Origin of the sequence: Proteiniclasticum aestuarii, assembly GCF_017368455.1 — a bacterium.
GTDB lineage: Bacteria > Bacillota > Clostridia > Clostridiales > Clostridiaceae > Proteiniclasticum > Proteiniclasticum aestuarii.
This window is the reverse complement of the sequence record NZ_JAFNJU010000003.1, coordinates 165,586-189,426: the sequence shown is the minus strand read 5'-3', so window position 1 is coordinate 189,426 and position 23,841 is coordinate 165,586. Positions and strand designations below refer to the sequence as shown.

Annotated in this window: 19 protein-coding genes, 1 tRNA gene and 1 other RNA gene; 4 read left to right on the top strand and 17 right to left on the bottom strand. The window is 48.7% G+C overall.

Annotation, left to right across the window (positions count from 1 at the left end; translation table 11 throughout):
• Nucleotides 1-836: 836 nt before the first annotated feature.
• The 3 genes from recR to dnaX all read right to left on the bottom strand — a co-directional run bounded on the left by recR (nt 837) and on the right by dnaX (nt 3,520).
• The gene (gene recR / locus J3A84_RS05430; RefSeq protein ID WP_207598990.1) at nt 837-1,436 is read right to left on the bottom strand and encodes a recombination mediator RecR; all 600 of its coding nucleotides are present in this window, start codon (nt 1,434-1,436) and stop codon (nt 837-839) included.
• Between the two features lie 11 nt (nt 1,437-1,447).
• On the bottom strand, nt 1,448-1,780 hold the full coding sequence (locus J3A84_RS05425) for a YbaB/EbfC family nucleoid-associated protein (RefSeq protein ID WP_207598989.1): 333 nt from the start codon (nt 1,778-1,780) through the stop codon (nt 1,448-1,450).
• A 63-nt stretch (nt 1,781-1,843) separates the two neighbouring features.
• Nucleotides 1,844-3,520, bottom strand: a complete 1,677-nt coding sequence (gene dnaX, locus J3A84_RS05420; RefSeq protein WP_207598988.1) for a DNA polymerase III subunit gamma/tau — start codon at nt 3,518-3,520, stop codon at nt 1,844-1,846.
• Nucleotides 3,521-3,726: 206 nt separating this feature from the next.
• Between dnaX and J3A84_RS05415 the strand changes: the two genes are divergently transcribed.
• Nucleotides 3,727-5,382 (top strand): Na/Pi cotransporter family protein, encoded by a 1,656-nt coding sequence (locus J3A84_RS05415; protein ID WP_207598987.1) that lies wholly within the window; start codon nt 3,727-3,729, stop codon nt 5,380-5,382.
• A gap of 63 nt (nt 5,383-5,445) precedes the next feature.
• Here J3A84_RS05415 and ffs read toward each other — a convergent pair.
• From ffs to ord, 13 genes are all read right to left on the bottom strand, one after another.
• An RNA gene (gene ffs / locus J3A84_RS05410) (signal recognition particle sRNA large type) lies at nt 5,446-5,711 on the bottom strand.
• 3 nt (nt 5,712-5,714) lie between these two features.
• Nucleotides 5,715-5,804, bottom strand: a tRNA-Ser gene (locus tag J3A84_RS05405).
• A gap of 117 nt (nt 5,805-5,921) precedes the next feature.
• Nucleotides 5,922-7,106: a carboxylate--amine ligase gene (locus tag J3A84_RS05400; RefSeq protein WP_207598986.1), complete on the bottom strand. Its 1,185-nt coding sequence runs from the start codon at nt 7,104-7,106 to the stop codon at nt 5,922-5,924.
• Nucleotides 7,107-7,274: 168 nt separating this feature from the next.
• Complete coding sequence (locus J3A84_RS05395) at nt 7,275-8,522, bottom strand: DUF1015 domain-containing protein (RefSeq protein ID WP_207598985.1); 1,248 nt, start codon at nt 8,520-8,522, stop codon at nt 7,275-7,277.
• Nucleotides 8,523-8,539: 17 nt separating this feature from the next.
• Entirely contained in the window at nt 8,540-9,451 is a 912-nt protein-coding gene (locus tag J3A84_RS05390; RefSeq protein WP_207598984.1) for a D-2-hydroxyacid dehydrogenase, read from the bottom strand.
• Nucleotides 9,452-9,478: 27 nt separating this feature from the next.
• Nucleotides 9,479-10,567, bottom strand: a complete 1,089-nt coding sequence (serC, locus tag J3A84_RS05385) for a 3-phosphoserine/phosphohydroxythreonine transaminase (protein ID WP_207599091.1) — start codon at nt 10,565-10,567, stop codon at nt 9,479-9,481.
• Between the two features lie 272 nt (nt 10,568-10,839).
• On the bottom strand, nt 10,840-11,916 hold the full coding sequence (locus J3A84_RS05380; RefSeq protein ID WP_207598983.1) for an alanine/ornithine racemase family PLP-dependent enzyme: 1,077 nt from the start codon (nt 11,914-11,916) through the stop codon (nt 10,840-10,842).
• Complete coding sequence (locus J3A84_RS05375) at nt 11,900-13,291, bottom strand: GlmL-related ornithine degradation protein (RefSeq protein ID WP_207598982.1); 1,392 nt, start codon at nt 13,289-13,291, stop codon at nt 11,900-11,902. The genes J3A84_RS05380 and J3A84_RS05375 overlap by 17 nt, the downstream gene beginning before the upstream one ends.
• Nucleotides 13,292-13,315: 24 nt before the next feature.
• Nucleotides 13,316-15,514, bottom strand: coding sequence for a D-ornithine 4,5-aminomutase subunit OraE (oraE, locus tag J3A84_RS05370; protein ID WP_207598981.1), 2,199 nt, complete (start codon nt 15,512-15,514; stop codon nt 13,316-13,318).
• The gene (locus J3A84_RS05365; RefSeq protein ID WP_207598980.1) at nt 15,514-15,882 is read right to left on the bottom strand and encodes an ornithine aminomutase subunit alpha; all 369 of its coding nucleotides are present in this window, start codon (nt 15,880-15,882) and stop codon (nt 15,514-15,516) included. Before J3A84_RS05365 ends, oraE begins: the two co-directional genes overlap by 1 nt.
• 29 nt (nt 15,883-15,911) lie before the next feature.
• Nucleotides 15,912-17,336: a 2-amino-4-oxopentanoate thiolase subunit OrtB gene (gene ortB / locus J3A84_RS05360; protein ID WP_207598979.1), complete on the bottom strand. Its 1,425-nt coding sequence runs from the start codon at nt 17,334-17,336 to the stop codon at nt 15,912-15,914.
• A complete protein-coding gene (gene ortA / locus J3A84_RS05355) occupies nt 17,329-17,634 on the bottom strand; it encodes a 2-amino-4-oxopentanoate thiolase subunit OrtA (protein ID WP_207598978.1) in 306 nt (101 codons plus the stop codon). Before ortA ends, ortB begins: the two co-directional genes overlap by 8 nt.
• Nucleotides 17,635-17,650: 16 nt before the next feature.
• On the bottom strand, nt 17,651-18,682 hold the full coding sequence (gene ord / locus J3A84_RS05350; RefSeq protein ID WP_207598977.1) for a 2,4-diaminopentanoate dehydrogenase: 1,032 nt from the start codon (nt 18,680-18,682) through the stop codon (nt 17,651-17,653).
• Nucleotides 18,683-19,072: 390 nt separating this feature from the next.
• On the opposite strand from ord, the gene J3A84_RS05345 reads away from it, so the two are divergent.
• Entirely contained in the window at nt 19,073-19,735 is a 663-nt protein-coding gene (locus J3A84_RS05345) for a VTT domain-containing protein (protein ID WP_207598976.1), read from the top strand.
• Between the two features lie 65 nt (nt 19,736-19,800).
• Here J3A84_RS05345 and J3A84_RS05340 read toward each other — a convergent pair whose 3' ends face one another.
• Complete coding sequence (locus J3A84_RS05340) at nt 19,801-20,466, bottom strand: FtsB family cell division protein (protein ID WP_207598975.1); 666 nt, start codon at nt 20,464-20,466, stop codon at nt 19,801-19,803.
• Nucleotides 20,467-21,425: 959 nt separating this feature from the next.
• Here J3A84_RS05340 and lgt point away from each other — a divergent pair.
• Together lgt and J3A84_RS05330 are read left to right on the top strand one after the other, a co-directional pair.
• A complete protein-coding gene (gene lgt / locus J3A84_RS05335; RefSeq protein WP_207598974.1) occupies nt 21,426-22,214 on the top strand; it encodes a prolipoprotein diacylglyceryl transferase in 789 nt (262 codons plus the stop codon).
• A gap of 153 nt (nt 22,215-22,367) precedes the next feature.
• Nucleotides 22,368-23,798 carry a bifunctional metallophosphatase/5'-nucleotidase gene (locus tag J3A84_RS05330; RefSeq protein WP_207598973.1) on the top strand — a complete coding sequence of 477 codons (1,431 nt, stop codon included), beginning with the start codon at nt 22,368-22,370 and terminating at the stop codon, nt 23,796-23,798.
• Nucleotides 23,799-23,841 lie beyond the last annotated feature (43 nt).

Sequence of the window (23,841 nt, the reverse complement as noted above, 5' to 3'; positions counted from 1 at the left end):
TGTTCTGTTCTGGAAAAGTACTCAAAAACATATCTCCTACTATGTCACCCACGAATAATGTCATCACAAATTATCAATAAAGTTGTACTTCTCCCACCCCTCTAACCCCCTATCTACCCCATTCTTGAATTGACCACAATTTCCACAATTGTTTATCCAATTCTTGTTTCTGCCTATTTTTCCACCTTTAAAGTTGTTTCAAAACAGATTTTTACCCTCTATTTCTTTCAAAAATCGAATATAGTTATCCCAATTATCAACACCCTCTTTTTCTCTCTTTTTTCACTGTGCCCCTCACTTTTCTCAATGTTATCCCTCGTATAAATGATTGAACGCTAGACAAATCAACTCTAGCGATATTGTGTTGCACTCTATTTCATAGAAATATTCGAGATATCATAGGACCATAATAGCCTGAGTAAAATGCTCGGAGAAAGGCTTGGGATAAGGCTTGAAGGAATCAGGGAAAAACTCTGTAATCCTTCTTGTTTTTTTGTCTCAATAAAGTAAGTGCCTGATATAGGCGTCCTTACGGACGCAAAGAAGGATAAATGAATGGGATATGATTGGATTGTGGTGTAAGAATGGGGTGATGATTGGGATAGTGGATGAACTTGGGTTAATCGTTGGGTGGATGATTAGGGTAAGCTCTGCAATCATTATGTACCAATGGATTAAGAGGATAGGGGGAGCGTCCGCAAGGACGCAAAGGAAGGGGGAAGGGTTGGGGAAAGGTTGGGAATAAAAAAGAGCGAGGCAGTTGATGCTGCTTCTCGCTCTAAGGGGTGTTTAAATTTTTGGGATGACTTTGTTTTGATGGGTCAATTTTTTTATGCTTATAGAATCTCTTTTCTGCCCTCGAAGGACTTAGATAATGTCACTTCATCCGCATACTCCAGGTCGCTTCCTACAGGCATACCAGAGGCGATACGTGTCACCTTCACATCCAGAGGTTTCAGCACTCTGGAGATATACATGGCCGTAGCCTCCCCTTCGATGGTGGAGTTCGTCGCCACAATGACTTCTCTGATGTCACCGGACATTCTTCGGACCAGTTCCTTGATCTTGATGTCCTCCGGACCTCGTCCCGCCATGGGCGAAATACTACCATGAAGCACATGATAGACGCCGTTGAAATCCCTTACTCTTTCGATGGCCATGATATCCTTGGGCTGCTCCACCACACAGATCACATGATGGTCTCTGTTGGGATTGCCGCAGATGGCACAGGGGTCTTTCTCCGTATAGTTTCCACAGACCTGACAGTACTTGATGGTTCCTCTTGCTTTGATCAGCGCTTCTGCAAACTCCCTGACTTCATCTTCAGGCAGATTCAGTACATGCAGGGTCAGTCTCTGCGCTGTCTTGTTTCCGATACTGGGAAGCTTCGCGAATTCCTCGATGAGCTTCTCAATGGCAACTGGATAAAAATCCATTCATATTCCTCCTAGAATAAGCCCGGCATTCCTCCAGCCAGCTTACCCATCACTTTCTCTGCATCTTCGTCTGCCATCTGCATTGCAGCATTCACAGCAGACAGGACCAGGTCCTGGAGCATTTCCACATCATCAGGGTCCACTACATCGGGATTGATGGTGACACTCTGCAGTCTCTTTTTACCAGTAACGACCACCGTAATGGCTCCGCCGCCAGCAGAAGCTTCGTATTCCTTGCTTTCCAGCTCCTTCTGATTCTTCTCCATGTCCTTCTGCATCTTCTGCGCCTGCTTCAGCAGGTTGTTCATGTTTCCTCCACCCATTCCTGGGAATCCTTTTGCCATAATTCATACCTCCATATATTTCATCATTTTATAATCTACTATAACTCATCTGATCTTGCAACGCTACTCATCCACCACATCGATCCCGAATTTCTTCAGCGCATCATCAAAGGTTTCTGCCGGGGATTCCTCCTCCTGCTGGGCACGTTCGCCCTCCACGCTGAATCTGAACTTCACTGGCTCACCCAGGATGGAGCTTGCCGCTTCTTCCAGAATAGTCTTGTTCTCCTTCTTTTCCAGCCTCTTTCTGCTGAAGGCGTATTCCTTGGTGAATCTCACCTCGATCACGCCGCGATCGCATTTCACCGGCTGGCCTACAATGATCGAAGCCTGGATGATCATCTGCCTTCTCGCTTTCAGCGCTTCCATGATCTCTTTCCAGTTTCTCTTCACCATGTCCAGAGTCACCTTACAGTCCTCATTAAACGCTTCTTCTTCGATTTTAACCGCATTCTTCATGACTTTCAGCTCTTCGGCCTTTGTGAGTTCATCGGATTTGGACTTCCTCTCGGGCGCCTTCTCCGCCGCCGGAGCCGTCGAAGCAGCTACCTGGGGTTTCTGCCCTTCATCGGTCTTCGGCACCACATGTCCGCGCCTGAGATAGTCTTCTATGACCGATAGTCTGCCAAGAACGGATTCCTGGGACACATCCAGCTCGTTCTTCGTGAGACTGATGATGGCCAGCTCCAGATAAATTCTGGACTGCTTGCTGAACTTCGCCTGTTCCTCCGCCTTCTGCAGAAGCCTGATGATTCTCGTGATCACTTCATTGGATGCGATATCGCCCTGCCTTCTGATCACTTCAATATCCTCTTTGGAAAGGTCTATGACCTCTTCGGGATTGGGCATGATCTTCGCCACCAGAATATTTCTGAAATGGGTGATGAGATCCTTTGTGAAGCTATAGGGATCTTTTCCTCCATCCACCACATCATCCAGAATCCGGATGGATTCCTTCACGTTCTTTCCAAGCATCGCCTCGGAAAGCCTGAAGAGATTCTCCTGTCCGGAAAGACCCAGCATATCCAGAATATCCTCGTAATCGAGCTTCCCTTCTCCCATGCTGATGGCCTGATCCATGATGGACAGCGCATCCCTCATGGCGCCATCGGAAATACGGGCGATGAGATCCAGCGAACGGTCTTCCGCATAGATTCCCTTTTCTGTGGCAATCCTTCTCAAACGCTTTGCGATCTCCGTATATTTGATCCTTTTGAAATCGAACCGCTGACATCTGGATAAAATGGTCACCGGAAGCTTCTGAGGATCCGTCGTGGCCAGAATGAATACCACATGTTCGGGTGGCTCTTCCAGTGTCTTCAGGAACGCATTCACAGCCCCTGTAGAGAGCATATGCACCTCATCCAGGATATATACCTTGTACTTTCCTTCATGGGGCGGATACTGGACCTCATCAATCAGGTCTCTGATGTCATCCACCTTGTTGTTGGTGGCCGCATCCTGCTCCACCACATCCAGAGACATGCCCCCATCGATTTTCACGCACATATGACACTTGTTGCAGGGTTCTCCGTTTTTCAGATCGACACAGTTCAGTGCTTTTGCCATGATCTTGGCGCAGGTGGTTTTACCCGTTCCTCTTGTTCCACTGAAAAGATAGGCATGACCAATGCGATTGGCTCTTATTTCATTAATGAGTGTGGTGGTGATATGTTCCTGTCCAATCACATCACTAAATACTCTAGGTCTCCATTCACGATACAGTGCGGTATATGCCATGACTTTTTCACCTGCTTCCTAAAAATTCTTACCTTTTTATTATACATGAGTTGACTCTCTTTTTCATGGATTATCATGAAGTTCATAAGAATCTCCAGTCATTTATCCTCTCTTGATTTCATTGAATATTCTGATAGTTAGTGGTATGTTGATAGTAGATAAGCCTGTTAATTTATTCACCTGGATTTATCAAAGGATGATGCACCATGATTCAGTTCATTTTCGGTATCGTTGGCGGCACAGCCCTTCTCATGTATGGTGTGGACATGATGGGAGAGGGTCTTGAAAGAATGTCCGGAAACATGATGAAACGGATTCTGGAGCGGTTCACCGGAAAGCTCTGGAAGGCTTTTCTGGCTGGAATCTTTCTCACTGCCGTTGTTCAGAGCTCCACTGCCATTTCCGTTCTCAGCGTAGGCTTTGTCAACTCCGGCATCATGAAGCTCTCCCAGGCCATCGGCATCATTTACGGAGCAAACATCGGAACCACCATCACTGCCCAGTTCATGGCCTTCAGCTTCAGTTTCAACCTGATTCAGCTGTCTCTGCCCATTGTGGCCATCGGTTTTATTATGAAAACCATGGGAAAAGGCTCGAAAATCATCAATGCCGGACATTCCGTCATGGGCGTAGGATTTCTTCTTCTGGGACTGATGATTCTCAATGAAGGGATTCCCTATATGCAGCAGAACGAGTCCATACAGTACTTCTTTTCCCATTATGCCTCCAATGTCTTTCTGGGCATCCTCATCGGTACCGTAACCACAGCCCTTGTCCACAGCAGCTCTGCCACCGTGGGTATCGTGATTCTCCTTGGAAACGCTGGACTCATTTCTCTCACCACTGCAGTGATTCTCATGCTTGGGGATAACATCGGCACCTCCGTCACAGCACTCATCGCTTCCATTAACGGAAACATCAATGCAAGGCGTACCGCCTGGGGCCATGCTCTGCATAATGTCATCGGCGTGGTTCTTGCGCTGCCCTTTCTGCACCTCTTTGTGCGCTTCATCGAATACTTCACGTTGACTGTTCAGGGAAGCACCAACATCCAGCTGCAGATTGCGAACTCCCACACCATCTTCAATATTGTAGTGGCACTGATTTTTCTCCCTCTCAACGACTATTTCGTGAAACTTCTTCTGACCATCATTAAAGAGAAGAAATCTTCACAAAAGGGACAGGTAAGCTATCTGGACAAACTGCTTCTGGATACACCCGTAGCGGCTCTTGGCGCTTCTCTCAGAGAGCTCAGGCGCACAACCGCCTACAGCAGAACCATGGTCAGAAACGTCTTTTCCTCCATTCTGGAAAACAATCTGGATGCCCTGAAAGAAGTCGGATCCATGGAGAAAAATGTCGTTCTCCTGCAGAAGGATCTCACCAACTACATGATTGCACTGTCCAAGAGAACCCTCAGTGAAACCCAGTCCATTATGCTGCCTGGCATCATAAAAGGAGCGAAATATCTGGAGCGTATGGCCAATCACACCGGTCACCTCATGGAACTCCAGAAGGATCGGGTTGAAAAAGAGATGTTTTTCACGGAGGATGCATTAAGTGAGATGAAAGAAGTCAGTGAACTTCTGGATGAGATGTATGAAAGAACCTGCTCCAACCTCAGCAGCTACAGGGAAGCGGACTTCGTTGAAATGAAAAACCTGCACGCATCCATTGATCTCAAGCTGGAAAGCTACAGCATCAGTCATGTCCATCGTCTCGAGAATGAGGAATGCTCCCTGGATGCCTCGCTGATCTATCTGGAGATGCTTTCCACCCTGGAGAGCATCAGCGATTACCTGTATAAAATCGAGAAGCTCTGCAGATATGAGCTGAGAGGGATTCCTGCACCTGTGGAATGATAGGAAACGCAAAAAATCCTCTGCCTGACTTCAGACAGAGGATTGCTTCTTATTTAATTAAAACCGTGCACCTAACTCCGTTCAGTAAACGTTCAAGCGTTACCCGAACAGTAAACTCAAAATAGGTTTGCCACGGCACACGAAAAATTCTATTTATCGCTGCTACCTTCCGGTCCTGACGAGGTTCATAGACATCCGTTGCGTGGGACCCACTTATCAACGTCACTTTTAAGGGTCAGACCCTGAAAGTTCAAGCCTCGGTTAGGGATTACACCCTGCTATAGCGGATTGCAGGTTACAGGGCACCGCTAACTCCCCGTCTAGCACGGTAATGGCGGAGAGGATGGGATTTGAACCCATGATCGAGTTTCCCCGATACACACTTTCCAGGCGTGCGCCTTCGACCACTCGGCCACCTCTCCATATAGGCTGCTCGTAAAACTGAATCTACGAGCAACACAGTTAATTTTAAAGGAAAACCTTCCTGAAGTCAACACTAAATCAAGGATTATTTATCCTGCTTTTTTTCATTCCCTTCTTCAGGACCGGGCGGATCTTTTCCGTACCTTTCCATAGACCATCTTCAGAAAACCGAAGGCGGGTTTCGGGTCGGTGAAACTCCAGATTGCGGGCGCTTTGCGCCTGAAGAGAGACTTCATGATCTGGCTTTTTGTAAGCTGCCCGGCACGGACATACTCTCTGATTGCCAGAAGATCCTCGTAGAGGTATCGGAAATGAATTCCGGTATCATAGGTCCTGTTATCCTTCTCGATCTTCTCTCCGGTCATTTCCTTGTAGGCCAGCAGCGGGAAATTCACCCCCGCTTTTTCCAGAAGACTATTGAGATTCGTGGTTCTCGTATTGATCTCGATGAGGTAGTATTTTCCTGTCTTCTCATCTTTCTTGTATTCTATTTCTCCGAAGCCCTTGTATCCGATGTTCCTGTAGAATTCTCTGCTCATCTCATGAAGCTCCGGAACCAGCCTCTGCTCTGTGTACACGGATGCGCCGAAATTGATGGGAAACTGCCTGTGCTTCTGACAGGTCATCCAGTGGGTCACCTCGGAATTTCTGTCCAGATAGGCATCGTAGGTGTACATGTGATCATCAAAACCTGGGATGATTCTCTGAATGACTCCATCCAGTCCGCTTTCCTGTATGATGCCTCTGTACTTCGTGAGCTCTTCCCTGCTGTTCAGAATGAAGTTCTTCACACGGAACTTCGCCACAAACATGGTAGATTCCGTAGGCTTTAGTATGCAGGGATATCCGATGCTTCTTTCCACCTTCTCGAATATAGCCGGATCGTTCAGCTCCACGCTTTCCGGAATGGGCATGCCGTATTGCACAGCCAGCTTCTCCAGCGTGTCCTTCATCATGATGTCCGTCCATTTCCCTTTGACATCCATGGGGAAGAGATACCCTTCTTTGAGGGCATCGAAATTTCTGTCGATGAACTCCACATAAGGGTCTCCACTGGGATAAAGCACAGGCTTCTCCTTCTCTTTCTTTGCATAGTCCACCATGAACTGCAGCAGCTGCTGTTCATTCTTCTTGTAATGAGGAACGATGATCTGTTCCTTGAGATATCTCGAGTCTGCCCCATAGGTGTTCTCCCTGGCATAATCCATGGCCACCGTATGGATGCCCTCTTTTCCAAGACATCTGATGATTGACAATCCTATATAATAATTCGAACCCAGAATCACAGCTTTATTTTTCATTTCTTCGTCCTCCATCTGATACTCTCAACATTATAAACCATATTGTTCTCCCTTGCATAGAAAAAACGCTTGTCACCGCTGAGACCGCCAAAAAGAAAAGAAGACCGCCCGACGTCTCCTTCATGAGGAGTCGTATTCAGGCAGTCTTTATGTCACAATATTTCTTCTCTAGTCCAGATCATGGAGAAACAGTCCGCTTCTCAGCTTCGGTTCAAACCAGGTGGATTTGGGAGGCATGACCATGCCCGCATCGGAAATGGAAACCAGATCCATGATGGTTGTGGGATACATGGAGAATGCCACCTTCATGTCCTTCGCCACTCTTCTTTCCAGCTCTTCCAGGCCTCTGATGCCGCCTACGAAGTCGATTCTCTTGTCCACTCTGGGATCTTCGATGCCCAGAACCGGGTGAAGCAGATGATCCTGCAGAATCTTGCAGTCCAGTCTCTTCAGCGGATCTTCATCAAAGACGATGTGCTCCTTGGCAGTGAGCTTATACCACTTCTTGTCCAGATACATACCGAAGGTATGCTTCTCTTCGGGTCTGTATGGGCCTTCTCCTTCATGAGGAGTCACCGTGAAGTTCTTTTCGATGGTCCTTAGGAACTCTTCGCTGGTACATCCGTTCAGATCCTTCACCACTCGATTGTAGTCCATGATTCTCAGCTCGTTGCTTGGGAAGATCACGGAAAGGAAGTAATTGAACTCCTCATCCCCCGTATAATCGGGATTATGCTCTCTTCTCATCATTCCCACTCTTACGGCAGAAGCCGCTCTGTGATGACCGTCTGCGATGTAGAGAGACTCCACGCTGCTGAATTTCTCCACAAGCGTCTCAATGATCTCATCCTCCAGAATCGCCCAGGCTGAATGTCTTACACCGTCTTCCGCCACAAAGTCGTAGATGGGGTCATGGTTTTTCTTGTAGTCTTCAATGATCTTCGTGATCTCTTCCTTATATACATACGTCAGGAAAATGGGGCCGGTGTGGAAATTCGTCACATCCACGTGACGGATTCTATCCGCTTCCTTTTCCGCTCTTGTGAACTCATGCTTTTTCACCACATTGTTCTGATAGTCGTCGATGGAGGCCAGGGAAACAAGACCGGTCTGAGGATGTCCATCCATCACCAGGGTGTAGATATAGAGTCCTTTCTTGTCCTCTCTTACCAGAGTACCCTCTTCGATGAATCTCATGAGGGTTTCACGCGCTTTGTCATAGACTCTCTGGTCATAATGGTCGATGGATGGATCCAGATCGATCTCCGCCTTGTCCACATGGAGAAAGCTGTAGGGATTGTCCTTGACCATCTCTCTTGCTTCATCTGAATTCATTACATCATAAGGTAGAGCCGCAACCCGATCTGCAAGATCTTCATGGGGCCGCACTGCCTGAAAAGGTCTGATTATTGCCATGCTTTTTCTCCTTTACGCTACGCGAAAAACGCTTTGATGATGGACACGATCTCTTCACCGATTCTCAGCTGCGCTTCTTCCGTGGAAGCACCGATATGCGGTGTCAGGGATATCCTGTCGTGGGTGTAGATTCTCTCATTCTTTGTAGGCTCTTCCTTGAATACGTCTATGGCTGCAGCGGAAACCTTCCCACTGTCCAGCGCATCACAAAGAGCGTCTTCGTCAATGAGTCCACCTCTGGCTGTATTGACCAGATATACGCCATCTTTCATCATTTCGATCTCTTCCTTGCCGATGAGATGGGGCTTGTCCGCTAGCTTCGGCATATGCAGAGAAATGAAGTCCGCTTCCTTGAAAAGCTCCTCCATGGTCACATAACGATTGGGTTCATTTTCAGGCTTGTGTCCGCTTCTGTTGGTGTAGATGACCTTCATGCCCAGGGCGTTGGCTCTCAGCGCCACTTCTCTTGCGATTCTTCCGAATCCGATGAGTCCCAGGGTCTTGCCTGCAAGCTCGATGCCACTGTATTTCTTCTTGTTCCATTCGCCTTTTCTCATGGTCACATTGGCACTGTGCATGTGTCTTGCGATGGTGAAGAGATGTCCGATGGCAAGCTCCGCCACCGATGCGCTGGACGCATTGGGTGTATTTCTCACGGCGATGCCCTTTTCTTCGGCATACTTCACATCGATGTTGTCCACTCCGACGCCGCCTCTGATGATGAGCTTCAGTCTTCCTGACTTCAGCGCCTCGTCGATGAGCGGCTCTCTGATCTTGGTTGCGGAACGCACGACAATCACGTCGAATTCCTTGATTTTCTCATTTAGCTCCGGCAGTTCGTAGTGCTCATTGACGACTTCATAGCCTAAGTCTTCCAGTGTTCTGATGGCACCTTGCTCCATTCCGTCAGCGGTTAATATTCTGATCATGTGATTTCCCCCTTAAATAACAGATTTCTATGAATTGGCAGCTTCGAATTCCTTCATGAACTTCACCAGTGCTTCCACACCTTCCATTGGCATCGCATTGTAGATGGATGCTCTCATGCCGCCCACGGATCTGTGACCCTTGAGATTGGAGAATCCCTTGGCAGCGGTTTCCTTCACGAACTTGGCATCCAGTTCTTCGTTCCCGGTGAAGAACGTCACGTTCATCATGGATCTGTTCTCCTTGACCACATTGGTCTTGAAGAGCCTGCTTCCATCCAGGAAGTCATAAAGAAGCGCAGCCTTCTTTTCATTGTGCTCCTTCATACCGGAAAGACCACCCATGGAGTCCACCCAGTCCAGGACCAGCCCCAGAATGTAGATGGCATAGGTTGGTGGCGTGTTGTACATGGATTCCGCTTTCACCTGTTCATCATATCTCATGAGAACAGGAGTCTTCTCCTGTGGCTCTCCTACGAGGTCTTCATGGATGATGACCACAGTAAGCCCAGCAGGTCCCATGTTCTTCTGTGCACCTGCATAGATCAGGCCATATTTTGACACATCCACAGGTTTGGACAGAATGCAGGAGGACATATCTGAAACGATGGGTACGCCTGCAGTTTCCGGCAGATAATTATATGTGGTTCCGAAAATGGTGTTGTTTTCACAGATGTGCAGATAATCCGCATCCTTGGAAAGATTCAGTTCTTCCTGGGTTGGAATGTGACTGAAGTTGTCTTCCTTGCTTGTGGCAGCCAGATGGATCTCGCCATATTTCTTCGCTTCCTTGTAGGCTTTTCCGGAGAAGCTTCCCGATACGATGTAATCCGCTTTTCCGTTTTTCACCAGGAGATTCATGGGAATCATGGAGAACTGAAGCGTCGCTCCTCCCTGAAGGAACAATACCTTGTAGTTGTCCGGAATGGACATGATCTCTCTCAGCTTCTTCTCGGTGTTTTTGATGATGCCGTCATACACCTTGCTTCTATGGCTCATTTCCATGACGGACATTCCTGAACCCTGATATTCCAGCATCTCAGCAGCGGCTCTTTCCAGTACACTTTCAGGCAGCATGGATGGACCAGCAGAAAAATTAAAAATTCTTGACAATGTAATCGCTCCTTTTAATATGTATAGTTTCGTTACAGTACTTTCATTATGTCATCTAAAAAAATATTGGTAAACCTTATTTTACAGCATAAAAATGAACCATTTCTAAATTGGCAGAAAAGTTCCGGTCAACAAAAAAATCTCGAAATTATAGCTTGTAATCATTTACACAATACCGAATTGTTTGAAATATATTTTCTACATTGACATTGGCGATTTTCCACCTGTCATGGCCAATTCGAGAGCAGATGTATCTCGACTATGGAAAGCCTCCCTATTCAGCGGTCATCTCTCTCGATATAGACTTTTTCCACATAAGGAGAAGTCATGGCATTGAGCAGGCCCCCGTACTTCACATAGAACGAAATGATATCACCCACCTGATAGGCTTCCTTATCTTTCGACAGATCCACGATGAGGTGGTCAGAGCTTGCTCCAAGTATGCTGAGATTCGGATTCACGGGAATGATCCCTGAAGGGTCCACATCCTGTTTCCCCAGTGCCAGTATGGCACGCCTTATGATGCCGCGGTCCTGATGATGGGGGATATTCCCGAAGGCATCTCTTCCGATTCGTCCATGGGGAACCGACGGCTTGTCCTTCAGCTCGATGATCTGGGCTTTGAGAATGAACGCATCCTCATGCAGTCCATCAAAACGCTCTCCAAAGGCTGTTTCCTTCCCAAGAAGAATCACTTCCCCCAGTCTCAGATTGTTGATGCCCCTGGGAATCCCGTTCTCCTCATTGATGAGATAGATGCTGGAGGAACTTCCTCCTGAGACGATGTCGATCTTAAGATCATATTTCACCCGCATGGTTTCTGAGATCTCCACCAGTCTCTGCAGAGTGGTCTGTTCGGGGATGACGCCCCCGAAACAGGTCAGATTCACACCGAATCCTCGGATAGCCACGCCTTCAATCTCCACCGCTTCCTTCACGAACTGCTCCACCCGGTGATACCGGATTCCTTCCCTGTAATCCCCCAGATCCACCATGATGATGACCTTGTGGACGATGCCCAGCGAGGTGGCTTCCTTTCCGATGAGCTTCAGGGTGTCTAGCTCCGAGTTCAGGCTGTAGTCACAGTATTTCACCACATCATGGATTTCACTCTGCATGGGCAGCCGGAGAAGCACCTTCTCCCTGGGGAGATCCTTCAGCTTGATGAGATTCTTGATTCTGGCATCGGCGATGTAATCTGCTCCTCCGTCCAGAATCGCTCTGGCGATCCGGGTTTCCGCAGTGAACCCCTTTGTCACAGCCATCACACTGATACCCAGAGGTTTCAGCAGTCCGTTGACCTTTCTTGAATTATCTTCCAGTTTTTCCAGATTGATTTCAATGCACGGATACATCAGGTTCACTTCCTTTATCCTCGATTTTCAGGCTTTTCAGCATCAGTTTCAGCGCCGCTTCCTTATTCTGCAGAGAAAGAACCCCTAAGGAAGCTAGCAGGTAATCCGTATCCAGAAGCACCTCGGCTTCCTTTTTCGGATACAGCTTCTGTCCCCTGCCCTGCAGATGGATGTCTGATAGAATCTCTTCCATGTTCTCCAGTCTGGTGAGGGCTCCCCCTGTACCGATGATGTACTTCACCTCTGTCAGGTCCTTTCCTTCCGCCACACTCTTCCTTCCTGAAGATTCTCCGTAGAGATTCCTCACGGTGCCCGCATGCCTCTCCACGGAAGCAAACACCGCTTCCCTGGTCAGTCTTCTGATGATCTCCTTCTCCAGAGGTGTTTCCGGTATGGGTTTGAGCTTTTCAAGATCAATACCTGAAATCTTCAGCTCCTGACAGATCTTCTCTTCTCCGATCCGCTCAATGAGATTCTTCCTGTTCACATAGACCCCCAGGTCCCCTTCCACGGTTCTTTTGGCTTCCGGTTCCGGAGAAAGGAGAATCCTTGCGATCTCCTCCGACCCTCTGGTCACGGAATGAACATCTGTGGTGGCCCCGCCCACATCGATGATCATGAGATCTCCCAGGACCTCCTTCAGCACCTTGGCACTCTCCATCACGGCACCCGGCGTGGGCAGAATTCTCCCATTGACCAGCTCATGGACCTTCTCCATGCCTTTGGCATGGACGATGTTTTCTTCAAACACTTCCTGGATGATTCTTCTTGCAGGCTCCACCTGCAGGACATCCACCTGAGGATACACATTGTCCGTCACATACAGTCTGCCTGGATAATCTGCGAAGATCTCCTCGATGTCATCCCGATTGTCCGTATTTCCGGCATAGATCACAGGAACAGAAAGGCCCAGCTCCAGAATCTTCTCCGCATTGTATAGCGCGGTGTCTCTTTCTCCATGGTCCAGTCCGCCTGCGATCATGATGATGTTGGGCCTGATGTCCATGATCCTTCGAAGATCCGATTTTTTCAGTCTGCCGGAGGTGACCAGCCTTATGATGGCACCCGCACCAAGGGCCGCCTCTCTGGAAGCCTTCACGGTCATGTCATGAACCAGTCCGTGAACCGTCATCCTGAGCCCACCTGCCGCGCTGGAAGTGGCCAGAAACCTGTCATAGGTAATCTCCGAAGCATCCAGCTTCCTTCTAAGGTCCTCCATCGCTTCATGAAGACCGATGGTCACATCCCCTTTCTCCACGGAGGTGACCCCCTGTCCCTGACCCAGAAAGACAGGATTCTCGCTTTTCAGATTATGAAAGGCATTGACCACCGTGGTGGTGCTGCCGATTTCTGCAACCAATACATCTATTTTCATCTTTCGATTCCTCCAGAAGGGATACTACTCCTCTCCTCTAAGTTCTCTTCTCTTTTTCACCAGGAATGTGGCCACATGAGACCCCTTGGTTCCTCGTCCGAATCCCATATCCAGTCCCGTATCCAATGCCAGGTCGCTGATGATCTGCGTTCCGCCACCGAGAATGATGAGTCTGTCTCTGACGCCCTTTTCGATCGCCGTATCACAGAGCTTCTTCAGGTTCTTGTAGTGAATGTTGTCATGGCTGATGATGGTGCTGGCCAGGATGGCATCGGCATCAGACTCTATGGCCGCATCCACCAGCTTCTCCACAGGCACGGAGGTGCCCAGGTAGATGGATTCGATGCCGTATTTCTCTATGCCGCCATGCTTGATGTCGATGATCTCTCTCAGACCCACGGAATGCTCGTCACTGCCAAGGGTTCCTGCGACGATCTTCATGGGTTGCTTTTCGATGTCGGCTCGGATTTCCTCGTCCGAGAACACTTCCGGTTTCTCCGGAATCACCAGGTCTTTCGCATCCAGCGAGAAGGCTATTCTTCCCTTGATTTCAACTAAGGTCCCTTCCGCTTCCTGAAGCACTTCCTTATGGACCACTTCCACATCCAGAAGCCCCATCTTTCTGCCGATTTCAACAGCCGCCGCTTCTGCGGTCATCTCATCCACCGGAAGCATCATGGTCTGAAGAATGACACCATCGCCTGCCCATTCCACTTCTGGCCGGATGTGCTCTCTGGTGAAGTACTTCCTGGTTTCCTCCAGTCTCCTGTTCACATTGTCTTCCGGGTCCAGTTCATCGATATAGACGATCTTTTCCCTATGCTCCAGTGTATCTCCACCGATGGCATCGGAAGGACTTTCGTATTTCTCCTCCACATTGTTGTATCCGAAGAATCCGGTCACGGGCGCAAAATAGTCCTCATCTTTTTCAAAGACCGTATCCGCCGCAAGGCCTCCATCGACCTTTCTCACGATGCCGTCTCCGTTTCTTTCAGGATAGTAGCCTGAATCCACAAAGAATCCTTTCTCCACCGCATGGAAATATCCGCCCACTTCCAGAATCTCTTCCAGGAAGAGCACTGCTCTTTCTTTGATTTCTCTTGTTTTGTCTCGAAGGAAGCCGTCTTTTTTCAGCTCGATCATTTCCATGAGTCCGTCCATGCCCTGGAAGGCCTGCTTGGCTGTGGCCAGCGCTGCGATATTGTTGTAGTTCCAGGGTACATTACGACCCTCATCCGGCGTGATGGTGGACTGGATGTCAGCGCCTGTGAGCTCGGAGATGAGCAGATTCAGCACATGGGTCACCGTGGCTTCTCTAGTGTCGGATTCCATATATTTCGTGTTCTGCTGGGCACGGATGCGATATTCATCGAAGAACTCCCGGAGTGCCACCGCATAGGGAAGATCCAGGGTCATGGAAGGCGCAGGCGGTGCCGTAGGCGGTACCGTGCTGAGACAGATGTTTTCCTTCTCCATGCCCACCTTCACGGAGAATACGGAGTTTAGCGCATGCTGCACCATGAGCTCCGGCAGCACCTTATAGGCTTCTCTGGCCGTGGCATTGGCATTATGGGCTCCGTCAATCTGGGCCATCTGGGCAAAAGCCATGACTTTTTTCGCATAGCCCGCATCCACAAAGGACCGGACCATATTGATGTTTCTGTAGAGCACGTTGTACTGAGGATCCTGATGCGCTCCGTTGACGCCTTCCTCGGCGAACATCACGGCGATTTCAGGACCTGCCACACCGGAAACATAGGAGTGATAGTTGATTTCTCTGCCTACTTCCTCTTCGATGAGATCCAGAGCCTTTCTCTGGGCTCTCACCTGTTTTCTGGTGATGGGAATACCGCCTATGCCCTGAGGGGTTCCTTCAATTAGGCCATCATAGTGGCTCTGACCTGCAGTTCTGATGACCATGATATGGTCTGCACCATGCCAGGCGGCCATCCTCATTCTTCTGATGTCATCCTCGAACCTGCCTGATGCGATTTCCGTGGTGATCACAGCCTTCGGCTGCGGATCGATGTTCTCGAAATACTTGGCGGAAGGGAGACTTTCACTCTGGGTCAGGGGTCTGCTCATTTCCTTGTAGGTGAACTGTCCCATGGTCAGGTCCTTCACCGGCTCTCTCCAGTGCCATCCACGCCTTTTGGGGGTATAGCTTTCCAGGTCCTTCAGTATTTCCTCCACACTCAGTTTCTCATTCTTCTGAAGCTTCATTATTTACCCCCCTTGAAGATATTCTGTGCAAGATCCAGATGCTTTCCTTCAGCCATTTCCCTGCCGACCTCTAGATAGTCTTTCTTAAGCTTTTCCGCCGTCTTCAGCACGATGTTGCCGGCGCCTTTGCCCATGAGGCCAAGATCCAGCACATGATTCACGATATCCCGCGCTTCAAGGCTGGAGAAGCCCATCCGAAGAAGCACGGACCTTTCCACGGAGGGAGATGTGCTTTTCTTTGAGAGCGCAATGAGCGGCTCCACAATCTCTTCCGCCAGGGTGAAGAATCTCGCCTTGAGTTCTTCGTCACTGAGCTCCGCTAGATGCGCCCGTCTTATATTGAAGTCGTCTTTTCTTTTTTCTGCCATATTATTTTACCCCTACTCTCTCATTTGTCTTATAAAACCACATTCACACCAAGAAGCTGAAGCTCCAGCTTCACAAAGTCATAGGATGCGCGCACTTCTTCCATCAGATAGAAGAGGTCCAGCTCCGTGACTCTTTCGATTTTCTTGTCTGCCACGATGTTCTTCAGGAGAGACCGTTTCAGGTTCTCCAGGTCCACAGGCCGGAGCCTGATGTCTTCCGGACTCTTGGGAAGAATGATGTTCTTTCCAGGCACTTCTTCATCAGCGTTTCCGAAGTATACCTCCACACCTCTTTCCCTTGCAAAGGAAAGCTGCGCTAAAGGATGCTTTCCGGCACCTGTGTACTCCGTCTCCTGCACCACAAGAATATCCGTATCCTTCATGGTTCTCGCCATGGCGAAGGCTGCCGTGAGGGAAGTGTTTCCTGCAGGACCTCTTTCCAGTCCCTCCAGCTGGGCCAGAGCTTCGGTCATATAGAAGACCTCTCCCTGCTTCACCAGATAGTATTCATCCATGTAGCGCAGAGGTCTTGCAGCACTTCTCGGCACATCGCTCCGGTCCGGGAAGGTGGCAAAGGGAATGCCGAATCCCGTATGCCCGGTGGTGAAGGACTTCTTGTTGAAGTCCACATCCGAGGCCATATGAAGGCCCTTGAGGTCCACACTGACACCGATGACCTTCGTCTCCTCCGCGCCTGCCTGTCTCAGTCCTCTGGCGGTTCCAGTGAGGTTTCCGCCTCCCGCATGGGTCACAAGCACCGCTTCCGGGAACTTGCCGTATTTCTCCTTCACCTCTTCTGCAATCTCATAGCCCAGGCTTTCCACGCCACGGATACCGAAGGAGGAATAAAGGGAAGCATTGAAATAACCCGTCTCTTCGAGAATGCTCAAGAAGGTGTAGAAAAGCTCCGGTCCCACGGTGAGTGAAATCACTTCCGCCCCCAGGGCCTCGCACTTTCTTCTCTTCTCCAGAATCTCCGGCTGACCGATGCCTTCACTGTCATAGCATTCCTGGACCACGATGCACTTCAAGCCAAGCTTTGCAGCCTGGGAAGCCACCGCTGCGCCGTAGTTGCCTGATGTGGCGGTGACGACGCCTTTATAGCCCAGCTCCTTTGCCTTGTATACGGAAAGGGAGGCTCTTCTGTCCTTGAAGCTTCCAGAAGGATTGCCCGCTTCATCCTTGATGAAGATTCGCGCTCCTTTGCCGGACTCCGAGAATTTTCTCGCCAGAGCTGTGAGATTTTTAAGCTCCACCAGTGGTGTATCTCCCACAGACACTTCTCTCTGAATTCTTCTGATGTCCTCCATGGTGAGATGCACATCTTCCATCAAAGAGTCATAATCGAAGGCGATGTCAGAGAGCTCATATTCCTCATAATCCACACCCAGTGCCTTCTTCATGATCTCGTTCTTTCTCGCCATCACTGCGGCATAGCTCTTATCTCTACTCATGATCCACCTCCAGCATGGCTCTCAGGTTCTGTCCGATGGTCAGAAGCTCCGGAATGAAGGTTTCCCCATACCCGTGTTCATAGACAGGATTTTCCTTGAGAAGCGTTCCTTCCACGATTCTTCCTGTGACGGTTCTGATCTTCACTCTGTCACCAAGCTCCGCCTCTTCCAGAAGAAATCCCTTCAGCCTCATTTCCAGGGGCACTTTCTTCGTCTCCTCCGGCAGATTCCCGGTTCTTTCTTCGGGTTTCAATACGATGTCATGGATCTCCACCCATGTTTCTTTACCAATCTTCATCTATCTATCCTTCTTTCTACTTCAGATGGTTTCTGAAATCATCCATGATGGCGTGGGTCACCGGAATGTCCGTCATGGTGATGAGCCCAGGGTCTGCATTAATCACATGGGGAATCACATTCACAGCCGCCGCTATGGTTCCGATGCCGCCAGGCACCTCCGGTCTGATGACCATGGAAAGATCCGGGTCTCCGTGGATCTCGATGTAATCTCCCGTTTCGATGTCCTCCATGTCCGGTCTCACCTGCTGAGGATGCTCCAGGGTGATCACGGGTTTCCCGTCTTTCAGCGCCACTGCTGTATGGTTGCATCCGCAGACCATGCCCGCTTTCACCACCACGTCTTTTGTCTCACGACGGACCGCCGTCATGATGGGTGCTCTTGTCTGCCTGATTTCATCATAGGTGAGTCCCAGAGACTTGGCGATCATGGGAATGGACTGCATGAAGCCAACATGTCCGTAGATGCTTCCGTCCTTAACGCCCTGCTCAAAGGCCTCCCTGGACAGTCCCACGCCCTGCTCTTCCATGACGGTGAGCCCGAAAGGGGACAGATCGTTGACTCTTCGTGCGAAGATATGATCCACGCGTCGTACGCCTAAGGAAAGCTGAATGATCAGCGTATCCAGTACAAAGCCCGGATTCACGCCCGTGCCCATGACCGTGACGCCGTTTTCCACTGCCATTTTGTGGATCTCCTCTGAAAGAGCGGGCTCCGTCACATAGGGATAGGCCATTTCTTCCGCTATGGTGATGACATTGACCTTCTTCTTCGTGAGAAGACGGATCTCCTCCACCACACCCTTGGCGAAGGAATTGATGGCAAGAATGCACAGATCTGGCTTCACTTCATCAAGAAGCCTTTCCGCATCGCTGTGAACCGGAATGCCCAGAACCTCTTTTCCCAGGAAAGTGCCCAGATCCACCTTCTCGGTCACTCTTTTTTCGATGGCACCTGCCACTTGTACTCCTTCTTTGGTGAGCAGCATTTCCACCATGCCTCGACCCATATTTCCTAATCCCCACTGGACAACTTTGATTTTTTTCATTCAGATTATTCCTCCTTCATGCAGATTCACGTCAGCATAAGCGTCAAGAATGTGGAGCCACAAGGAACTCCACTTTCTCATCAATAATATTTATGAGTAATTATGTATTAATATCAAGTGTTATTGATTGATATACCGTTTATGCAATGTAAACCTTTTTATTCATCTGATTATAGAATAGCAAATAAACCGCTCTTTTGTAACCCCTCAAAAAGTTCGAACTTCTGTTTATCTTCATTTCACATTCCCTTTCATGCTGCTTAGCATGGTCCAGGAAGCTACAGAAAAAAAAGACTTCAATAAAATGACAGAATATTTTAAAGAAAAGTCCACCAACAGAGCACTTTTTTTTCGTACAATGGTATCAAGAACAGTTTTTAGGAGTTTTTTATGGACATTAGAGAGATCATCGAATTTTTCATGAATCTGGATGGGCACATAGTAGAGCTGATCGATTTTTTCGGTATCGGCGCCTACGCCATTCTGTTTTTCATCATATTTCTGGAAACCGGTGCAGTGGTCCTGGCCATCCTGCCTGGAGATTCCCTGCTGGTCGGTGCCGGTGCCTTCGGTGCCACAGGTGACCTGAATATCCTGGCACTGCTTTTAGGATTTTTTCTCGCCACGGTTCTCGGCGACATGCTGAATTTCAAGATCGGTCAGATTCTAGGCAGGAAGTATCATAGAAGCAAATACGAGGACCGGTCTCTGTTTAAATTCATCAACAAGGATAACTTTGAAAAGGTTCATAACTTCTTCACCAACAAAGGAAGAAGAGCCTTTCTCATTTCAAGATTCATCCCCATCGCTCGTACACTGACCCCCTTCACCGCAGGCTTCACAGACGTCAATTTTCTGGACATATCCCTCTTCATGTTCATGGGAAATGCCATCTGGACTTCCCTCTATGTGATGATCGGGTATTTCATGGGCAACATGGATTTTCTCGATGGACGATTCATCTATCTGATGGCCATCATCTTCATCATTTCAATGATTCCCGCAGCCTTTTTCTTCATCCGGAACAGATTCCGGGCTTCCGCCAGGAAATAGCACCAAAGAAAAGAATCACTGCAGGTAGCATATCTACCCGCAGTGATTCTTTTTGTGTTCTCGTATTATCTCAGGATGGTCTCTCTGAGGTTTGGTACATGGTCATATTCTATGGTTTCTCCGTTCAGCGTGAAATGCACACCATCGATCCAGATACCACCATATTCTCTCTGAAGGAATGTTTCCGTCAGCGCCGTTTCTGTAACCAGCCCGCCCGTGGAACCCTGGAAGTAGTCATAGACCCAGCTTGGATCCGCATTTTCCTCTTCCTTCAGGTCCACATAGAGAATGTCCTTGCCGTCTTCTTCCCTGATTTCAACCGCTTCCATAGTCAGTCCACCAAAGACCGCTTCTCCCAGCTCCTGACCCATCATGTTCATCTTGTTGATCAGAGGCTCGTCCGTCTTCACGACGATGGTGGAAGCCTGAATCATGGTTCCATCTTCTTCTGCGCCAAAGATCGGCAGCTCTTCCTCTTCTTCTTCCATCGGATTCTCATCAACGGGTTCTTCAGGTGTTTCTCCTGATTTCAGTGCTTCTATTTCCGCTTTCAGCGCTTCGTTCTCTTCCATGAGCTCTGCATTGTCCGCTTCCACCGTTGCAAGCTTCTCTTCGAGCTTCGTTATATCACCTTTAAGTGCTTCCAGGTCTCCATCGGTCTGATTTCCGCAGGCCACCAGTAAAGATAGCGCCATCAGGATCGCCAGAATTCTCAGCATGTTTTTTCTCATATTTCATTCCTCCCAGGTACTTTATTTCTGTCTTGTTATTCTATTATATCAAATTTAAACCATAATATATGACAAACCGATGATTTCACAACTTTAATTGCACCTTCAAAGCATTGCAGTCAGGCTTTCAGCAGAATATCATGCTCTGAAGGAAGCACTGGCGTTTTAGGATGAGCTCTTTCCTTCTGCTTGATTTCCCGGGAAATGCACTGATGTGGTCTGTGGCCGGAGCAGCGGCCTTTGCCCACAAACTGAAACGGCATGATTGGTACTACAGACGCTGAAAAAAATACCAGAGAAAAACGATCGAATAACTACTCAAGCCATTGGTGCACAAGAACTCCGGCTCCATGGTCTTCTGATTTTCCGCTGAAACTCTGCGCTTCACGGCAGAGCGCGGGAAAACGATAATCAAGTTGTATTTCATGCTCTACCATGCGCTGCTGTAAAAAACGGAACCGGGAATATAGGACAATAGAGGCACAAACCTCACGGGAAACAATGTGTGTACAACAGGTTGAAACCGGAAAGAAACACCTGAAAGCCTTTGATATGAGGGTTTCCATCGTTCCGATAGCCTTTGAACTGTCAAAGTCCGCAACTCAAGGAGTCAACGTCGATATCAGGGAAAAGCAGATGACGCGGCACCCAAGCCATTGCAGTGTTTTCTGATGGATAAATCCCGTAACCGTTGATTATAAACGGATTCCAGGGTTGATGCATTCTTGCTCATCCCGAAAATCGTGGTCAGCCTGAAACAGAATGGCTGGTACTAAAAGCGCTGAAAATTATACCACGAAAATACACCTGGTAAACTCCCTAAACCGTTGATGGTAAACGGGGTTCCTTGATTCACATTTCAATTTCATGCTGAAACTTCGTGATTTTCCTCTGAAGTTAAGAGTACAATAAAAGAGTATATGTTATAATGGGAGAAAAAAATCAGCGAGGTAAACAATATGGACTCAACAGCATTTGAAATATTCGGCATTCCCATCATGTGGTACGGTGTCATCATCACCATCGGTGTACTGGCGGGATTTGTCGTTCTCTACTATAACAGCAAACGAAGCAAAGGCGTCGTCAGCTTTGATGATGTGACCGATGCCTTCCTTTACGCGTTTCCTCTGGCACTGATCGGTGCCCGGGTGTACTACGTGATCTTTGAACTGGACCAGTATGACACGTTCATGGAGATGCTGGATTTCAGAAGCGGTGGCCTTGCCATCCACGGTGGAATCCTGGGCGCAGCCCTTGGCGTCTTCATCTACAAGAAAGTGAAGAAGAAGTCGCTTACGGAGATTCTGGACATGGTCGATGCGGCTGCACCTGCCATGATTCTTGGACAGGCTATCGGACGCTGGGGGAACTTCATGAATCAGGAAGCCCACGGCGGGCCCGTATCCCAGGAGTTCATATCCAGATTCCCTGCCTTCATCCAGGAAGGTATGCTCATTAAAGGTACCTACTACCATCCGACCTTTCTCTATGAATCCATCTGGAATATCCTGTGCTTCATCGCACTGATGATCCTCTTCGGAAAGAAGAGAAAGCATGACCACGGTATCGTATTTTATGCTTATCTCATCCTGTACTCCATCGGTAGATTCTTCATCGAAGGCATGAGAACAGACAGCCTCATGTTCCTGGGTATGAGACAGGCTCAGCTGATATCTGTGGCCTCCATCATTTTCGGGGTCGTCATGATCTATATCACCCGGAAAAGAGCAGCAAATCTGTCCGATTAAGAGAGACAATCAAAAGCAATATCATTTGAGAACTCGGCCGAAGGGCGGAGTTCTTTTCTATTGCCACAGCTTATTCAAAGAATATCTCCAGAACGTCAACAAATATCTCCTATAATAAAGACAATCCTAATTTTTGAAGGAGTGAAAGAATTCATGAAAAATCTGACGATCCTCCAGATGAATGACCTGCACGGTTATCTGGATCTTCATAACGAGCTCTACTATGACGATAAGGGAATCCGACTGGCGAAAGCCGGTGGCCTTCCCCGAATCAGAACCATTGCCGATTCCATCCGAGCGGAAAAAGGAGAAATCCTGTTTCTTGACAACGGAGACACTTTTCACGGAACCTATGAGGCGGTGGAATCAGAAGGTGCGGATCTGGTTCCCCTGCTGAATGACCTGTCCCTTGATGCCATGACCTTCCACTGGGACATCGCCTATGGGCCGGATGTGCTGAAAGAGCGTGAAAAGGAACTTTCCTACCCCATTCTTGCCATCAACGTCTATCATAAGGAAACGGGTGGGCTGTATATGAAGCCCTACATGATCAAGGAGATTTCCGGTGTCAAGGTTGCTGTCATCGGCATCGCCTGCAACATCATCGACAAGACCATGCCGAAGCATTTCAGCGAAGGACTCTATTTCACCAACGGACTGGAAGAACTTCCAGGGTATATTGAAGAGGTGAGGCAAAAGGGCGCGGAGCTTGTGGTTGTTCTTTCTCATCTGGGGTTCCCCCAGGACATGGAGCTTCTCACAAGAATAGATGGAGTGGATGTTCTCATCAGCGGGCACACCCATAACAGAATCCAGGAAGTGGTGAAGGTGAAGGATGCCCTGCTCATCCAGTCCGGCTCCCACGGATCCTTTCTGGGCAAACTGGATCTGACTCTGGACCAGGGGAAAGTCACTGATGTGAAACACAATCTGCTGGATGTCTCCGAGGACATTCCCGAACATGAGGAAACAAAGAAGCACATCGAGAATGTCCTGGCTCCACACCGGGACTTCCTTGATGAAACCGTGGGAAAGACCCGCGTGATTCTGCACAGAGGTACAAGCCTGGAGTACTCCATGGACAACCTGCTCCTGTCCTCCCTCTTAAAGGAAACCGGTGCTGAAATGGCCTTCTCCAACGGATGGCGTTATGGTGCTCCGGTGGATGCGGGACCTGTGACAAGAAGAGATCTTCATCAGATCATTCCGGTGAATCCACCGGTATCCATCTGCGAACTCACCGGAAAAGAGCTTCAGGATATGATCGAGGAAAACCTGGAAAAGACCTATTCCAGGTCTCCACTGGATCAGATGGGCGGCTATGTGAAAAGAGCACTGGGCATAAAGGTCTATTTCAAAGTGGAGAACCCCAATGGGCAGAGAATTCAGGCGTTCTTTGTGGGAGAAGAGAAGCTCGATCCGGACAAAGTGTACAAGGCATGCTACGTCACCAATCAGGGCATTCCGGAAAAGTACGGAAGAAATCATGAGAAGCTTCCCCTGAAAGCCATCGATGCAATGGAGCATTTCCTGAAGGAGGAGACCTTCGATCTTTATGAAGCAGACACCTATGTGCTGATTTAACAGCTCATCACTAGCTGTTGACTCAGTTTCACTCCACTCTCCC

What these genes read in the sequence shown, in the direction of transcription:
- recR (WP_207598990.1), bottom strand. Translation starts at nt 1,436, where the DNA reads ATGGATTTTTATCCAGTTGCCATTGAGAAGCTCATCGAGGAATTCGCG.
- J3A84_RS05425 (WP_207598989.1), bottom strand. Translation starts at nt 1,780, where the DNA reads ATGGCAAAAGGATTCCCAGGAATGGGTGGAGGAAACATGAACAACCTG.
- dnaX (WP_207598988.1), bottom strand. Translation starts at nt 3,520, where the DNA reads ATGGCATATACCGCACTGTATCGTGAATGGAGACCTAGAGTATTTAGT.
- J3A84_RS05415 (WP_207598987.1), top strand. Translation starts at nt 3,727, where the DNA reads ATGATTCAGTTCATTTTCGGTATCGTTGGCGGCACAGCCCTTCTCATG.
- J3A84_RS05400 (WP_207598986.1), bottom strand. Translation starts at nt 7,106, where the DNA reads ATGAAAAATAAAGCTGTGATTCTGGGTTCGAATTATTATATAGGATTG.
- J3A84_RS05395 (WP_207598985.1), bottom strand. Translation starts at nt 8,522, where the DNA reads ATGGCAATAATCAGACCTTTTCAGGCAGTGCGGCCCCATGAAGATCTT.
- J3A84_RS05390 (WP_207598984.1), bottom strand. Translation starts at nt 9,451, where the DNA reads ATGATCAGAATATTAACCGCTGACGGAATGGAGCAAGGTGCCATCAGA.
- J3A84_RS05380 (WP_207598983.1), bottom strand. Translation starts at nt 11,916, where the DNA reads ATGTATCCGTGCATTGAAATCAATCTGGAAAAACTGGAAGATAATTCA.
- J3A84_RS05375 (WP_207598982.1), bottom strand. Translation starts at nt 13,291, where the DNA reads ATGAAAATAGATGTATTGGTTGCAGAAATCGGCAGCACCACCACGGTG.
- oraE (WP_207598981.1), bottom strand. Translation starts at nt 15,514, where the DNA reads ATGAAGCTTCAGAAGAATGAGAAACTGAGTGTGGAGGAAATACTGAAG.
- J3A84_RS05365 (WP_207598980.1), bottom strand. Translation starts at nt 15,882, where the DNA reads ATGGCAGAAAAAAGAAAAGACGACTTCAATATAAGACGGGCGCATCTA.
- ortB (WP_207598979.1), bottom strand. Translation starts at nt 17,336, where the DNA reads ATGAGTAGAGATAAGAGCTATGCCGCAGTGATGGCGAGAAAGAACGAG.
- ortA (WP_207598978.1), bottom strand. Translation starts at nt 17,634, where the DNA reads ATGAAGATTGGTAAAGAAACATGGGTGGAGATCCATGACATCGTATTG.
- ord (WP_207598977.1), bottom strand. Translation starts at nt 18,682, where the DNA reads ATGAAAAAAATCAAAGTTGTCCAGTGGGGATTAGGAAATATGGGTCGA.
- J3A84_RS05345 (WP_207598976.1), top strand. Translation starts at nt 19,073, where the DNA reads ATGGACATTAGAGAGATCATCGAATTTTTCATGAATCTGGATGGGCAC.
- J3A84_RS05340 (WP_207598975.1), bottom strand. Translation starts at nt 20,466, where the DNA reads ATGAGAAAAAACATGCTGAGAATTCTGGCGATCCTGATGGCGCTATCT.
- lgt (WP_207598974.1), top strand. Translation starts at nt 21,426, where the DNA reads ATGGACTCAACAGCATTTGAAATATTCGGCATTCCCATCATGTGGTAC.
- J3A84_RS05330 (WP_207598973.1), top strand. Translation starts at nt 22,368, where the DNA reads ATGAAAAATCTGACGATCCTCCAGATGAATGACCTGCACGGTTATCTG.